A 14,641-nucleotide genomic window follows, 5' to 3' on the forward strand; every position below is an offset into this window, starting at 1 on the left:
TTCAAGCAGAAAACCCGCGAAAGCGGGTTTTTTCATATCCCGCCCTTGCCTGCGAACAGCGGCCAACGCGCAATGAAAAGCCCCGCCTTGCAGCGGGGCTTTTGCTTTCCAGCATGCCGGCTCAGTGGCCGCCGCCAGTTGCCGCACCCCCGGCACCCGCACCGAACGGCGGTTTGGCCAGCCACAGGAAAGTGATGATGGCCAGGAAGATCCAGCCCAGCAGGTAGAAGATGTCGTTGAAGCCCAGTTGCGAGGCCTGGTGGTTGATCATGCTGTTGAGCACCGCCGCACCGTGCTGCAGGTCGCCCTGCCCCATCGCCGCCACCTGGTCCTGGATGCCCGGCGTATAGGCCGAGATGTGCTCGGTCAGGTGCGCATGGTGTTCCTGCGTGCGCCGTGCCCACAGCCAGGTGGTGAGCGATGCGGCAAAGCTGCCGCCCAGGGTTCGCAGGAAGGTCGCCAGGCCCGAGCCGGCGGCGACCTCGCGGCCCTCCAGGTCCGACAGCAGGATCTGCAACACCGGCATGAAGAACAGCGCCACGCCCACACCCATGATCAGCTGCACGCCGGCCACGTGCCGGAAGTCCACGTCCAGATTGAAGCCCGAGCGCAGGAAGCTGGTGAAGGACAGGAACACGAAGGCAATCGAGGCCAGCATGCGCATGTCGAACCGCGAGGCGTACTTGCCGACGAACGGGGTCAGGATCACCGGCAGCACGCCGATCGGCGCGGTGGCCAGGCCGGCCCAGATCGCGGTGTAGCCCATGTCACGCTGCAGCCACTGCGGGATCAGCAGGGCCACGCTGAAGAACGCCGCGTAGGCCACCACCATCGCCAGCGTGCCGGCGCGGAAGTTGCGGTGGCGGAACAGGCGCAGGTCGACGATGGGGTCCTTGTCGGTGAGCTCCCAGATCAGGAACACCGCCAGCGCGACCACGGCCACGCAGGCCAGCACCACGATCATCTGCGAGTTGAACCAGTCGTGCTCGTTGCCCAGGTCCAGCACCAGCTGCAGCGCACCGACGCCGATCACCAGGGTGACCAGGCCGACGTAGTCCATCTTCGGCCGCTCGGTGTGCTCGGGCCGGCCCTTGAGCTGGCTGCCCACCACCAGCGCGGCGAAGATGCCCAGCGGCACGTTGATCAGGAAGATCCATTCCCAGCTGTAGTTGTCGGTGATCCAGCCACCGAGGATCGGCCCGGCGATGGGCGCGACCACGGTGATCATTGCCAGCAGTGCCAGCGCCTGCCCGCGTTTCTCGCGCGGGTAGATCGACACCAGCAAGGACTGGGTGATCGGGTACATCGGCCCGGCGACGAAGCCCTGCAGCGCACGCGAGACCACCAGCATGCCCATGTTCTGGGCCAGGCCACACAGCAGCGAGGCGATGGTGAAGGCCAGCGTGGCCCACACGAACAGCCGGGTTTCGCCGAACCGGCGGCTCAGCCAGCCGGTCAGCGGCAGCGCGATGGCGGTGCTGACCGCGAACGAGGTGATCACCCACGTCGCCTGCTGCGAACTGGCGCCGAGGTTGCCGGCGATGGTCGGCAGCGAGACGTTGGCGATGGTGGTGTCGAGCACCTGCATGAACGACGCCATCGCCAGGCCGGCCGTGCACAGCGCGACGCTGGGCGGGGCGAAGCCGGCACTGGCACCGGCTGCCGGCGCGGCGGGAGCTTGCGCGGACATGGCCGCCTCAGCCCGCCTTGGACTGCGGCAGGTTGCCCTGGATGATCCGCTGGATCACCTCGTCGGCCTCGTGCAGCTGCCTGGCGTAGACGTCGGTATCGAATACCGCGCCCTGCGCCGGCTTGCTCGGCAGCACTTCGCCGCCCTGCTCGTGCAGGTTGACCTCGGCCTTCATCGACAGGCCGATGCGCAGCGGATGCTCGGCCAGCTGCTTCTCGTCGATGGCGATGCGCACCGGCACGCGCTGCACGATCTTGATCCAGTTGCCGCTGGCGTTCTGCGCCGGCAGCAGCGAGAACGCCGAGCCGGTGCCCAGGCCCAGGCTGGTGATGCGGCCCTTGTAGCGCACGTCGCCACCGTACAGGTCGGACTCCAGCTCCACTTCCTGGCCCAGGCGCATGTGGCGCAGCTGGGTTTCCTTGAAGTTGGCTTCCACCCACATCTGTTCGGCCGGCACCACCGCCATCAGCGCCGCACCTGGCTGCACGCGCTGGCCAACCTGCACCGAGCGACGGGCGACATAGCCGGTCACCGGCGAGACGATGCCGGCGCGGGCATTGTTGAGCCAGGCCTGGCGCAGCTGGGCGGCAGCGGCCTGCACGTCCGGCTGGGTGGCCACGACGGTGTCATCGACCAGCGCGCGGTTGCGCTCGACCGCCTCGCGCGAGCCGGCCACGGCGGCTTCGGCTGCGGCCAGTTCATCCCGCACGTGGGCCAGCTCCTCATCGGAGATGGCGCCCGTGGCGCCCAGGTCCTTGCGTCGTGCGTAGTCCTGGCGCAGGCGCTTGAGGGTGACCTGGCGGGCATTGAGGTCGGCCTGCGCGCCTTCGACGCTGCGGTACAGGCCGCGGACCTGGCGCACGGTGCTGGCCAGCCTGGCCTCGGCCTGCTGCAGGGCGACTTCGGTATCGGCCGGATCCAGCTGCACCAGCAGCTGGCCGCGCTCCACGCGCATCCCGTCATCGGCGGCGATGGACACCACGGTACCAGCCACCAGCGGGGTGATCTGCACCTGGTTGCCCTGCACGTAGGCATCGTCGGTGCCTTCGGACCAGCGGCCGACCAGGAAGTACCAGATGGCAGCGGCGGCCAGCAGCAGCACGACGATGAAAAGCAGTCCGCGCAGCAGCTTGCCGCGACGGCTCGGGGTCGCGGCAGCGGCCGCGGCGTTGGGGGTCTGGCTCATGGAGTCACGCTCAGGAATTCGGGGAATCGGAAAGCAATGCGGCGGCGCGGCCGTCGGCCGGGGGCTCGAAGCCACCGCCCAGCGCCTGGCTCAGGCGTACCGAGGACAGCACCTGCTGGGACTGCAGCCCGGCCAGCTGCTGCTGGGACTGCAGCAGCGTGGCCTGCGCGGTCAGCACCTCGAGGTAGTTGCCGATGCCGGCGCGGTAGCGCTGTTCGGCCAGGTCGTAGGCGGAGGTGGCCACGTCGACCACTTCCCGCTGCGACTGCACCTGGGCCTGCAGCGAGCGCACCGCGCTGACCTGGTCGGCCACTTCGCGCAGCGCGCCGACCACGCGCTGGTTGTAGCTGGCCACGGCCAGGTCGTACTGCGCGTCGCTGTTGTCCAGGTTCGCCCGCAGGCGGCCACCGTCGAAGATCGGCAGGCTCAGCGCCGGGCCGAGGTAGCCGAAGGTGGAGCTGCCCTGCAGCAGGTCGCCCAGATCCGGCGCGACCACGCCGGCCAGCGCGGTGAGGTTGAAGCTGGGATAGAAGCGGGTTTTCGCCGCCTCGATCTGCTTGCCGGCGGCCTCCACCCGCCAGCGCGCGGCAATGATGTCCGGGCGACGACCCAGCAGTTCGCTGGGCAATACGCCGGGCAGGCGCAGGGCCAGCGGATCCAGCGCGCGCGGACGTTCGATCTGCTGGCCGCGATCCGGGCCCTGCCCGACCAGCGCCGCCAAGGCGATGCGCGCGGCGTCGATCTGCTGCTGCGCGGCCTGCAGTTGCTGGCGCGCCGCCGGCACCCGGGCCTGGGCCTGGCGCACCTGCAACTGGCTGTCGATGCCGGCTGCATGGCGTTGTTCGGTCAGCTGCAGTGCCTTGCTCGAGCGTGCGAGCTCCTGTCCGGCCACGTCATGCAGGCGCCAGGCATGTTCCAGCGCGACATAGGCCTGGACGATGCCGGCCGACAGCTCCAGCCGCGCGGCCCGCGCATCGACTTCCGCCGCACGGGCGCTGTCCACGGCGGCTTCCCAGGCGGCGCGCTTGCCGCCCCACAGGTCCACGCCGTAGCTGAAATCCAGCGCCAGCTGGGTGCTGCCCATGTAGTGGCCACCGTTCTCCTCGCCGAGCATCGACTCGGGCAGGAGCACGCCGCCGTAGCCGCCGGACACCGACAGGCTCGGCAGCTGGTCGGCACGGGCCACGCCCAGCTGCGCGCGGGCCTGGCGCAGGCGTGCATCGGCGGCGGCAAGGCTTGGATGGCTGGACAGGCCTTCGTTGACCAGCGCATCGAGCTGCGGGTCACCCAGCGCCGTCCACCAGTGCGCATCGGGAAAACCGGATGTGTCCAGGTCGGCGGCGGCGAGGCTGCGCTCACTGCCGAGGGAATCGGCCTGCAGCAGCTGGCCTTCGGGCTGCAGGCCACGGCTGCTGGCACAGGCGGCCAGGGCCAGGGCCAGCGCCGACACCAGCAGTGGCCGCGAGAATCGGGGAGAGATGGAAATCATGGAGTCGTCAGGGAATCGCGGATGCGGGTAAGCAGGTTCATCAGCAGCTCGCGCTCCTCCGGGGCGAGGTCGCGCATGGCGAAGTCGATCACCGCGTCGCCACGACGCTTGAGCCGCTTCCACAGCCCATGGCCTTCGTCGGTCACCACGATCTGCAGGGCACGGCGGTCGCTGGCGTGGGCCTCGCGGCGCACGCATCCCAGCGATTCGAGCTTGTCCAGCAGTCGGGTCACGGCGCTGGGGGCCTGGTCGATGGCCTGGGCCAGCTCGTTGGCGGTACAGGGCGCGCCCATGCCGACCAGCACCTTCAGGCCGATGTAATGGCTGAAACCGAGTCCAAGGCCTTCCTCGGCAATCGATACGTCGAGCTGGCGGACGAGACCGTCGCGCACCTGGCGCAACAACAGGCCGAAGCTGGGATTGGGAGGATTGCAGGGGGTCATGGGCCGGGATTTTATTCCCGGAAGATATATTTCTCAATGGAAATATTCTCCAGAGAATGAATTGGGGCATCAGTGCCAATTGGAGGCAGCTCGTGCTTGTATCGATCCACGATGGTCGTGCCTTTTGGGCGCCCGGGCTGCACGGCGACCGGGTGCAGCCATCGCGATCAACCCACTTCACGCGGCTTGGCATCCCCGCCTGCATCCGGATAATCGACCGCTTGCGGTGCGCCCGGCGCCCGCCTCAGCCACAGGTAACAACCCCGCATGACCGATCTTGCCCGCCCCGTGTTCCACGGCTTCGAGCAGCTGCCGCTGCGCGAATACGCCGAACGCGCGTACCTCGACTACTCCATGTACGTGGTGCTGGACCGCGCCCTGCCCTTCATCGGCGACGGCCTCAAGCCGGTGCAGCGGCGCATCATCTATTCGATGAGCGAGCTGGGGCTCAACGCCGCGGCCAAGCCGAAGAAGTCCGCGCGCACCGTCGGTGACGTGATCGGTAAGTACCACCCGCACGGCGACAGCGCGTGCTACGAGGCGCTGGTGCTGATGGCCCAGCCGTTCTCCTACCGCTATCCGCTGATCGAGGGCCAGGGCAACTTTGGTTCGACCGACGATCCCAAGTCGTTCGCGGCCATGCGTTACACCGAGTCCAAGCTGACCCCGATCGCCGAGGTGCTGCTGGGCGAGCTGGGCCACGGCACCACCGACTGGGCACCCAACTTCGACGGCACCCTGCAGGAACCGACCTGGATGCCGGCGCGGCTGCCGCACCTGCTGCTCAATGGCACCACCGGCATTGCGGTCGGCATGGCCACCGACGTGCCGCCGCACAACCTCAACGAGATCGTGCACGCCCTGGTCCACCTGCTCGACCATCCGGACGCAAGCGTGGCCGAGCTGTGCGAATACGTGCAGGGCCCGGACTATCCCAGCAGTGCGGAGATCATCACCGCGCCGTCGGACCTGCGGACGATGTACGAAACCGGCAACGGCAGCGTGCGCGCACGCGCCACCTTCCTCAAGGAAGCCGGCAACATCGTCGTCACCGCCCTGCCCTACCAGGTGTCGCCGTCCAAGGTGATCGAGCAGATCGCCGCGCAGATGCGCGCCAAGAAGCTGCCGTGGCTGGAGGACATCCGCGACGAGTCCGACCACGCCAACCCGGTGCGGGTGGTGCTGGTGCCGCGCTCCAACCGCGTCGATGCCGACCAGCTGATGGGGCACCTCTTCGCCACGACCGACCTGGAGAAGAGCTACCGGGTCAACCTCAACGTGATCGGCCTGGACGGGCGTCCGCAGGTGAAGAACCTGAAGATGCTGCTGACCGAGTGGCTGCAGTTCCGCTCCAACACCGTCACCCGGCGCCTGAACCACCGGCTGGACAAGGTCGAGCGCCGCCTGCACCTGTTGGAAGGCTTGCTGGTGGCGTTCCTCAACCTGGACGAGGTGATCCACATCATCCGTACCGAGGACGAGCCCAAGGCCGCGCTGATTGCGCGCTTCGCGCTGAGCGAGGAGCAGGCCGACTACATCCTCGATACCCGCCTCAAGCAGTTGGCGCGCCTGGAGGAAATGAAGATCCGCGGCGAGCAGGACGAACTGCTGGCCGAGCGCGAGAAGATCCAGGGCATCCTGGCCAGCAAGGCCAAGCTGCAGAAGCTGATCAAGGACGAGCTGATCGCCGATGCGCGCAAGTTCGGCGATGACCGCCGCTCACCGCTGGTGCAGCGCGAGGCCGCCCAGGCCATCGACGAGACCGAGCTGGTGCCCAGCGAGCCGATGACCGTGGTGCTGTCGCAGAAGGGCTGGGTGCGTGCGGCCAAGGGCCACGACGTCGATGCTGCCGGCATGTCCTACCGCGAGGGCGACGGCCTGCAGGGCGCGGTGCGCACGCGAAGTACCCACCAGGTGGCGTTCCTGGACAGCGAGGGACGTGCGTATTCGACGCCGGTCCACACCCTGCCCTCGGCGCGCGGCAACGGCGAGCCGCTGACCGGGCGCTTCTCGCCGGCGGCGGGCACCTCGTTCGTGGCCCTGGCCAGCGGCGAGGGCGAGAACCGCTTCGTGCTCGCCTCGACCCACGGCTACGGCTTCGTCACCCGTTTCGAGAACCTGATCGGACGCAACAAGGCCGGCAAGGCGATGCTCAACCTGTCGCCGGGTTCCAGCGTGCTGCAGCCAGCCCTCGTCGCCAATCCGCAGACCGACCGCATCGTCGCGGTGACCAGCGCCGGCAACCTGCTGGCGATCGCCGCCAGCGACCTGCCGGAACTGGACAAGGGCAAGGGCAACAAGATCATCGACATCCCCAAGGCCAAGCTCGCCACCGAGCGCGTGGTCGCGGTGGCGGCGGTGTCGCCGGGCAGCACCCTGCAGGTGCACAGCGGCCAGCGCACGATGAACCTGTCCTTCAAGGAACTGGAAACCTACCTGGGCAGCCGGGCAACGCGTGGGCACCTGTTGCCGCGTGGGTGGCAGAAAGTCGACGGACTGTCTGTGGAGTAACCGCAAAGCCCACTGCATGCACGGACGCGCGGCGGCGCGTTCCTCATTCCTGCTGCTTCCGGTCCTACCTGGCGCGGCAGAAGGTGGACGGCCTGTCGGTGGAATAACCGCAAGACCTACTGCTCCGTGCCTGGACGCGCGGCGGTGCGCTCGTCGCTTCGGCCGCTTCCAGTCCTGCTTGGCGCGAGGTGGACGGTCTTCCAGCCGAGCACTGCCCAAAGAAAAGGCCGGGATCTTCCCGGCCTTTTTTCTTGCACCGACGGCAGGACAACTCAGTGCGCCGGCGTGCCCTTGGCGTCGATCTTGCTGACCTGGTACAGCTCCAGGCCGAGCCGCTTGATCAGGCCCAGCTGCTGCTCCAGCCACCAGGCGTGGTCTTCCTCGGTATCCTTGAGCTGGGCCAGCAGGATGTCGCGGCTCACGTAGTCCTGGTGTTCCTCGCACAGCTTCATGCCCGCGGCCAGGTTGGCACGCACCGCGTACTCGGTCTGCAGGTCCTTTTCCAGCATCTCCACCAGGGTCTGGCCCGGCTCGAAGGCGTGCGGGCGCATGTCCGGGGTACCACCCAGGAACAGGATCCGGCGCAGCAGCGCGTCGGCATGCTGGGTCTCCTCCTCCATCTCGTGGTTGATGCGCTCGTACAGCGCCATCAGCCCCTGATCCTCGTACTGGCGGGAGTGGATGAAGTACTGGTCGCGGGCGGCGAGCTCGCCGCGCAGCAGTTCCTTCAGGCAGGCGATGACGTCGGGGTGGCCTTTCATGGGGAGGTCCTTGCAGATCGATGCGCCCATGGTGCCGCAACTGCGGTGACGATGATCTAATCGGAATCACTTTCAGTTGCGCTCGCGCCTGCGCGGGTGCCGGCCTGCGGGCCACATAGCTCGGGGAGCGGACATGCGGCGTTGGATCAGGCGGTTGCTGTGGCTGGTGCTGGGTCTGGTGATGGTCGTGGCCGGCGGCGCGACCTGGCTGCTGCGCGGCAGCCTGCCGGTGCTGGCCGGTGAGCAGTCCCTGGCCGGGCTGAGCGCGCCGGTCCAGATCGAACGCGACGAACTGGGCGTGGTCACCCTGCAGGCCGCCAACGAGATCGATGCCGCGCGCGCCCTGGGCTACGTGCATGCGCAGGAGCGCTATTTCGAGATGGACCTGATGCGCCGGTCCGCGGCCGGCGAGCTGGCCGCGCTGTTCGGCCCGCAGGCGCTGCCGCTGGACCGCCAGGCGCGCATGCACCGGCTGCGTGCGCGCGTGCGCGAGCACCTGTCCGCCTCCGTGGGCAATCACCAGGCCGCGCTGGAGGCCTACCGCGACGGCGTCAACGCCGGCCTGGCCGACCTGCACGTGCGGCCGTGGCCCTACCTGCTGCTGCGGCAGGCGCCCGAGCCCTGGCAGGTCGAGGATTCGGTACTGGCCGGTCTGGCGATGTATGCCGACCTGCAGGACGGCCGCAACCAGGACGAACTGGCACGGGCCCGCCTGCGCGAGGTGATGCCCGCGCCGCTGATGGCCCTGCTCGACCACGACGGCAGCCGGTGGGACGCGCCGCTGTCCGGTGAAGCGCGTGGCGACGCCGTGCTGCCCGACGCGGCCACGCTGGACCTGCGCGGGCTGCTGGCCGGCACTCCCATTTCCGGTGTGCGTCGCGACGAACCCGACGTGGTCGGCAGCAACAATTACGCCGTCGCTGGCGCGCTGACCGCCGATGGCCGCGCCATCCTCGCCGATGACATGCACCTGGGCTTGCGCGCCCCCAACATTTGGTTCCGTGCGCGCCTGCGCTACCCCGATGCCGCCGCGCCGGCCGGCCGCGTGGATGTAGCCGGCTTCACCCTGCCCGGCCTGCCAGCGGTGATCGTGGGCAGCAACGGCCACATCGCCTGGGGCTTCACCAACGCCTACATCGACACCGCCGACTTCGCCCGCATCGCGGCCGATGACCCGTCACTGCGCCAGCATCGCGAAACGCTCAAGGTGGCCGGTGGGGAATCCGAAGTGCTGGAAGTGCGCGAAAGCGCGTGGGGCCCGGTGCTGCATGAGGAGGCCGACGGCAGCCTGCTGGCGCTGCGCTGGACCGCGCAGTTGCCGGGCGCGGTGAGCATGGATTTCGCCGGCATGGCCAGGGCGGCTGACCTCGATGCCGCGCAGGCCGTGGCCGACCGTGCCGGCGTTCCCGCACAGAACCTGATGCTGGCCGATCGCCACGGCCGGATCGGCTGGCGCATCATCGGCCCGCGTCCCGACCGCGGCCCCGGCTGCGCGCCGGCGGCCATCGCCGATCCCGCCGCCTGTGCACCGTGGCCGCTGCGCAAGGACGCCGCACCCGCGCTGGTCAATCCGCCGGAACACCGCCTGTGGACCGCCAACAATCGGCTGGTCGATGGCGAAACGCTGGAGCAGCTCGGCAATGGCGGCTACGACCTGGGTGCACGCGCCGCGCAGATCCGCGACGGCCTGCGCGCACGCGATCGCTTCACCGAGGCCGAGCTGCTGGCGATCCAGCTCGACGACCGGGCGTTGTTCCTGGAGCGCTGGTGGAAGCTGCTGCGGCAGACCATTGAGCATAGCGATGACCCGGCGTTGCAGCGGCTGGAAGCGGCCACCCGCCACTGGGACGGGCACGCTTCGGTGGAGTCGGTCAGCTACCGCGTGGCCCGCGGCTTCCGCGGGCTCACCCTGGACACGATCGAAGCGGCGCTGCTGGCACCGGGCCGCGCCGCACTGGGCGATGACTTCATCGCTCCCCGCCTGTCGCAACTGGAAGGCGTGGTCTGGCCGATGATCGAACAGCACCCGCTCCACCTGTTGCCGCCGCCGTTCACCAGCTGGGACGAACTGCTGGCCGACAGCGCGCGGCGGCTGGAAGCCGACCTGGGTAAACAGGGGACCGACCTGTCACAGCGCACCTGGGGCGAACGCAATACCACCGCGATCTGCCACCCGGTTTCGCGCGCCCTGCCCCGCTTCACCCAGCGTTGGCTGTGCGCGCCGGCCCGTGCACTGCCCGGTGACAGCAACATGCCGCGCGTGCAGGGCCCGGCGTTCGGCGCCTCGCAGCGCATGGTGGTATCGCCCGGCCACGAAGCCGACGGCGTCGTGCACATGCCCGGCGGCCAGAGCGGCCACCCGCTGTCGCCGTTCTGGACCGCTGGCCACCGCGACTGGGAAGAAGGCAGACCCTCGCCGTTCCTGCCCGGCCCGGCCCGGTACACGCTGGTGCTTGCGCCGCCACGCTGAGTCCGCAGGCACCCGCATTGCGCCAGCGCGGCAGCCGGCGCACTCCATCCGGAACGCTCCATTGCACCGCCCACCCCGGACAGCGCAGCGGGGCTGTGCAACCCTCTGCGCCCTCCCCATGTCGCCGGATGCACTGATGACCTCGCTGTTCACCCCGTACCAGATGGCCGGCCTCGCGCTGGCCAACCGCATCGTGATGGCGCCGATGACGCGCTCGCGCAACCCGGACCTGATCGCCAACGAACTCACCGCGACCTACTACGCGCAACGCGCCAGCGCCGGCCTGATCGTTTCCGAAGGCACCCCGGTCACTCCGTCCGGCCAGGGCTATGCCGGCGTCCCCGGCATCTGGTCCGACGCGCAGGTCGCCGGCTGGCGCCAGGTCACCGACCGGGTCCATGCCGCAGGCGGCCGCATCTTTGCGCAGATCTGGCACGTGGGCCGCATGTCGCACTCGGCGCTGCAGCCCGATGGCGGCGCACCGGTCAGCGCCAGCGCGGTAGCGGTGGCCGAAAGCCCGTACAGCATGGCCTTCATCACCCAGCCCGACGGCAGCACCGCGCGCGTACCCCCGACCCCGCCGCGTGCGCTGGAAACGGCCGAGGTCCAGCAGCTGGTGCAGGTATTTGCCGACGGCGCCGCCAACGCGATCAGCGCCGGCTTTGATGGCGTCGAGATCCACGCCGCCAACGGCTACCTGTTCGAGCAGTTCCTCAACCCCAACGTCAACCAGCGCACCGACCAGTACGGCGGCAGCCGCGAGAACCGCCTGCGCTTCACGCTGGAAGTGGTCGACGCGATCGTCGCCCGCATCGGTGCCGGCAGGGTCGGCATCCGCGTGTCCCCGAACGGCTTCGTGTTCGACATGCGCCCGTATGCGGACAACACCGAGACCTATCTCCAGCTTGCCCGCGAGCTGGACGCGCGCGGCATCGCCTACCTGCACCTGTCCGACAACGGCAGCGCCGATGGCGCCCCGCATGCGATCGACGAGGCGCTGCTGGCGCGCATCCGTGCTGCGTTCACCAGGACCCTGATCCTGGCCGGCAAGATGACCGCCGAACGGGCGCAGCACCTGGTCGATGCGGGGCTGATCGACCTGCCCGCCTTTGGCCAGCCGTTCATCAGCAATCCGGACCTGGTACGTCGCCTGCGCGAAGACATGCCGCTGGCAGAACCCGACCGCGGCACGTACTACGGTGGCGACGAGCGCGGCTACACCGACTACCCCTTTGCAGGCTGAGCCGGGCCGAAGGCCCCACGAGCACCGGGCCGCCATGCGGCCCGGTGTCGTTTCAGGCAGTGGACGCGATACCGGTCACGTCACCAGCTCACGTCGGCTACTCCTGCTGAAGAGCGGCAGGGTCCCGAGCCGGATGCCGGAGACATCCATCCCCTGCACGTCCGGCTGGTCAGGCAGGACGCCATCGCGGTAGGCCACCAGCATCGTCAGCCCCAGGGACTTGCGGCCGGTGTCGACGGCGATCTGCCAGAGCGGCCAGGAGGCCTCGTCGAACAGCTTTTCCAGCATTTCACTTGCCGAACAGGCGCCCTCCAGCGTTGGGGCCTGCGTGATCACGAGCGCGCCGCCGTAGTGGCTTCCTGTACCGGGCTCAAGCCGTGCAGCCAGCGCGCCGGTCAACCACCGGGTCGAATCCACAGCCAGCTCGACCAGCCGCACGTATCCGGATCTGCGCGGAAACACCGACCGCAATTCGCCGTAATCGCTGTGAAACAGGCCCTCCAGGTTGAGGAAGAGCGCATAAGGCAGACCCCTCCAGCTGGCAACGTCGGCAAGGTCACAGGCAAATCGGGGCAACTCCCACGCAGCGCACGCGGCCATGCACTGGGCCGACGGATGCAGCAGGAATGCCAGCGGGTGGAGCACGTTGCCCTGGAGCAGCCGTTCCATCCACTCCCGGCAGGACGGGCTGCCGTCGTAGAAGAGGAAGTCGATGAAGGTGCACAGCGCGCTTTCCGGCGCAGCTTCGGGCAGCGCACCCTCGCGCACGATTTCGAAGGTGGCCTCCCACGGCAAGGTCCCCAGGCCAGCCGTGTCCACCGCAAGGTCGGCCGGCACAAACAGTCGGGCCCGGCTCCGGAATTCAGGAAATTCGATGATCATCGCGCCACGATAAGAACTGCACTGCTCAGGGGGCGAGACTGTCCCTCGCATCACGGCCAGCACCCCACAGCAGCATCGGCTGCTTCCGCACCCATCGACAACGGGCCGCGAAAGCGGCCCGTTGGATCCCATCAGTTGGCGATCAGGTCAGACCTTCTCCACCGCCTGTTCGTGCACCCCGGCCACGGCGCGGCCGGACGGATCGGCCATGTTCGCGAAGCTGGCATCCCAGGCAATCGCCGCCGGCGTGGAGCAGGCAATCGACTTGCCGCCGGGCACGGTCTCGGCCGCGGCCGGGGTCGGGAAGAACTGCTCGAACAGCGTGCGGTAGTAGTACGCCTCCTTGGTCTGCGGCGGGTTGACCGGGAAGCGCTTGTCGGCGGCAGCCAGCTCACGATCGGACACCTGCGCCTCGGCATGCGCCTTGAGCCCATCGATCCAGCCATAGCCCACGCCGTCGGAGAACTGCTCCTTCTGCCGCCACAGGATCTCGTGCGGCAGATAGCCCTCGAACGCCGCGCGCAGGATGCCCTTCTCCATGCGCTGCGGGCCGCTGCTGGCCTTGTCGACCATCTTGTACTTGGCGTCGAAGGCCATCGCCACGTCCATGAACTCACGGTCCAGGAACGGCACGCGCGGCTCCACGCCCCAGGCCATCATCGACTTGTTGGCGCGCAGGCAGTCGTAGTTGTTCAGTGCATCGAGCTTGCGGATCAGCTCCTCGTGGAACTCGCGAGCGTCGGGCGCCTTGTGGAAGTACAGGTAGCCACCGAAGATCTCGTCGCTGCCCTCGCCGGAGAGCACCATCTTCACCCCCATCGCCTTGATGCGGCGGGCGAGCAGGAACATCGGCGTGGACGCGCGGATCGAGGTGACGTCATAGGTCTCGATATGGCGGATCACCTCGGGCAATGCATCCAGGCCTTCCTCGAAGGTGTATTCGAAGCCGTGGTGCACAGTACCCAGATGATCCGCGGCAACCTGCGCGGCCGCCAGGTCGGGCGAGCCCTTCAGGCCGATGGCGAAGCTGTGCAGGCGCGGCCACCAGGCCTCGGTCCTGCCCTCGTCCTCGACGCGGTGGCGGGCATAGCGCGCGGCCACCGCGGCCACCAGCGAGGAGTCCAGTCCGCCAGAAAGCAGCACGCCGTACGGCACATCGGTCATCAGCTGGCGGTGCACGGCGGCCTCGAACGCCTCGCGCAGTTTCCTGGTATCGGCGGCCACGCCCTCCACGGCGGCATAGTCGCGCCACGGACGGTTGTAGTACTTGCGCAGCTGCCCGGTGGCGCTGTCGTACCAGTGGCCCGGCGGGAACTGCGCCACATCGGCACAGGTATCAACCAGCGACTTCATTTCCGAAGCCACCCGCAGGCGGCCTTCCCGGTCATGGCCCCAGTACAGCGGCACCACGCCGATGGTGTCGCGCGCGATCAGCACCCGGCCCTTGGCCTTGTCCCACAGCGCAAAGGCGAAGATGCCGTTGAGACGGTTGAGGAACGACTCCGGCTCGTCCTCGCGATACAGCGCGTTGATCACCTCGCAGTCCGATTCGGTCTGGAAGGCATAGGCCTGCTTCAGCTCGCCCTTGAGCTGCTTGTGGTTGTAGATCTCCCCGTTCACCGCCAGCGCCTGCTGCCCGTCCGCCGACAACAGCGGCTGCGAACCGCCAGCCGGATCGACGATGGCCAGGCGCTCGTGCACCAGGATCGCGCCGTCATCGACATACACGCCGCTCCAGTCCGGCCCGCGGTGGCGCTGGCGCTGGGAATGCTCAAGGGACTGGCGGCGCAGCGCGGCCAGGTCGTCGCCGGGTTGCAGGCCGAAGATGCCGAAGATCGAACACATGGGGGACTCCAGATCAGGGGTGGGACGGGAAGGTGGTTGCAAAGCCATGAAACAAAAAACCCGCATCCTGGGATGCGGGTTCCTGGGGGGCTGGCGCCGTTGCTGCTCTATGCCAGTGCGT

Annotated in this window: 10 protein-coding genes; 3 read left to right on the forward strand and 7 right to left on the reverse strand. The window is 68.5% G+C overall.

Features of this window, described 5'->3' with window-relative positions; translation table 11 throughout:
* Positions 1-121: 121 nt before the first annotated feature.
* The 4 genes from LG380_RS07180 to LG380_RS07195 are packed head-to-tail and all read right to left on the reverse strand — an operon-like array spanning position 122 to position 4,808.
* Positions 122-1,690: a DHA2 family efflux MFS transporter permease subunit gene (locus LG380_RS07180; RefSeq protein WP_225764237.1), complete on the reverse strand. Its 1,569-nt coding sequence runs from the start codon at positions 1,688-1,690 to the stop codon at positions 122-124.
* 7 nt (positions 1,691-1,697) lie between these two features.
* A complete protein-coding gene (locus LG380_RS07185; RefSeq protein ID WP_225764238.1) occupies positions 1,698-2,876 on the reverse strand; it encodes an efflux RND transporter periplasmic adaptor subunit in 1,179 nt (392 codons plus the stop codon).
* Between the two features lie 10 nt (positions 2,877-2,886).
* The gene (locus tag LG380_RS07190) at positions 2,887-4,365 is read right to left on the reverse strand and encodes an efflux transporter outer membrane subunit (protein WP_225764239.1); all 1,479 of its coding nucleotides are present in this window, start codon (positions 4,363-4,365) and stop codon (positions 2,887-2,889) included.
* A complete protein-coding gene (locus LG380_RS07195; RefSeq protein WP_225764241.1) occupies positions 4,362-4,808 on the reverse strand; it encodes a MarR family transcriptional regulator in 447 nt (148 codons plus the stop codon). The genes LG380_RS07190 and LG380_RS07195 overlap by 4 nt, the downstream gene beginning before the upstream one ends.
* A gap of 267 nt (positions 4,809-5,075) precedes the next feature.
* Here LG380_RS07195 and parC point away from each other — a divergent pair, with 267 nt between their 5' ends.
* Entirely contained in the window at positions 5,076-7,319 is a 2,244-nt protein-coding gene (parC, locus tag LG380_RS07200) for a DNA topoisomerase IV subunit A (RefSeq protein WP_225764243.1), read from the forward strand.
* Between the two features lie 272 nt (positions 7,320-7,591).
* Here the strand turns inward: parC and bfr are convergent, their stop codons facing one another.
* Complete coding sequence (bfr, locus tag LG380_RS07205; RefSeq protein WP_225764245.1) at positions 7,592-8,080, reverse strand: bacterioferritin; 489 nt, start codon at positions 8,078-8,080, stop codon at positions 7,592-7,594.
* Positions 8,081-8,213: 133 nt separating this feature from the next.
* On the opposite strand from bfr, the gene LG380_RS07210 reads away from it, so the two are divergent.
* Positions 8,214-10,550, forward strand: a complete 2,337-nt coding sequence (locus LG380_RS07210) for a penicillin acylase family protein (RefSeq protein WP_225764247.1) — start codon at positions 8,214-8,216, stop codon at positions 10,548-10,550.
* Positions 10,551-10,683: 133 nt separating this feature from the next.
* Positions 10,684-11,793 carry an alkene reductase gene (locus LG380_RS07215; RefSeq protein WP_225766517.1) on the forward strand — a complete coding sequence of 370 codons (1,110 nt, stop codon included), beginning with the start codon at positions 10,684-10,686 and terminating at the stop codon, positions 11,791-11,793.
* Positions 11,794-11,868: 75 nt separating this feature from the next.
* Here the strand turns inward: LG380_RS07215 and LG380_RS07220 are convergent, their stop codons facing one another.
* Positions 11,869-12,675, reverse strand: a complete 807-nt coding sequence (locus LG380_RS07220; protein ID WP_225764250.1) for a hypothetical protein — start codon at positions 12,673-12,675, stop codon at positions 11,869-11,871.
* 147 nt (positions 12,676-12,822) lie between these two features.
* Complete coding sequence (gene asnB, locus LG380_RS07225; protein ID WP_225764253.1) at positions 12,823-14,520, reverse strand: asparagine synthase B; 1,698 nt, start codon at positions 14,518-14,520, stop codon at positions 12,823-12,825.
* Between the last annotated feature and the right edge of the window lie 121 nt (positions 14,521-14,641).

This window comes from Stenotrophomonas sp. Marseille-Q4652, assembly GCF_916618915.1.
Lineage (GTDB): Bacteria > Pseudomonadota > Gammaproteobacteria > Xanthomonadales > Xanthomonadaceae > Stenotrophomonas.

Coding starts and splice junctions, on each gene's coding strand:
- LG380_RS07190 (WP_225764239.1), bottom strand. CDS start 4,365: ATGATTTCCATCTCTCCCCGATTCTCGCGGCCACTGCTGGTGTCGGCG.
- LG380_RS07210 (WP_225764247.1), top strand. CDS start 8,214: ATGCGGCGTTGGATCAGGCGGTTGCTGTGGCTGGTGCTGGGTCTGGTG.
- LG380_RS07220 (WP_225764250.1), bottom strand. CDS start 12,675: ATGATCATCGAATTTCCTGAATTCCGGAGCCGGGCCCGACTGTTTGTG.
- parC (WP_225764243.1), top strand. CDS start 5,076: ATGACCGATCTTGCCCGCCCCGTGTTCCACGGCTTCGAGCAGCTGCCG.
- LG380_RS07180 (WP_225764237.1), bottom strand. CDS start 1,690: ATGTCCGCGCAAGCTCCCGCCGCGCCGGCAGCCGGTGCCAGTGCCGGC.
- LG380_RS07185 (WP_225764238.1), bottom strand. CDS start 2,876: ATGAGCCAGACCCCCAACGCCGCGGCCGCTGCCGCGACCCCGAGCCGT.
- LG380_RS07195 (WP_225764241.1), bottom strand. CDS start 4,808: ATGACCCCCTGCAATCCTCCCAATCCCAGCTTCGGCCTGTTGTTGCGC.
- bfr (WP_225764245.1), bottom strand. CDS start 8,080: ATGAAAGGCCACCCCGACGTCATCGCCTGCCTGAAGGAACTGCTGCGC.
- asnB (WP_225764253.1), bottom strand. CDS start 14,520: ATGTGTTCGATCTTCGGCATCTTCGGCCTGCAACCCGGCGACGACCTG.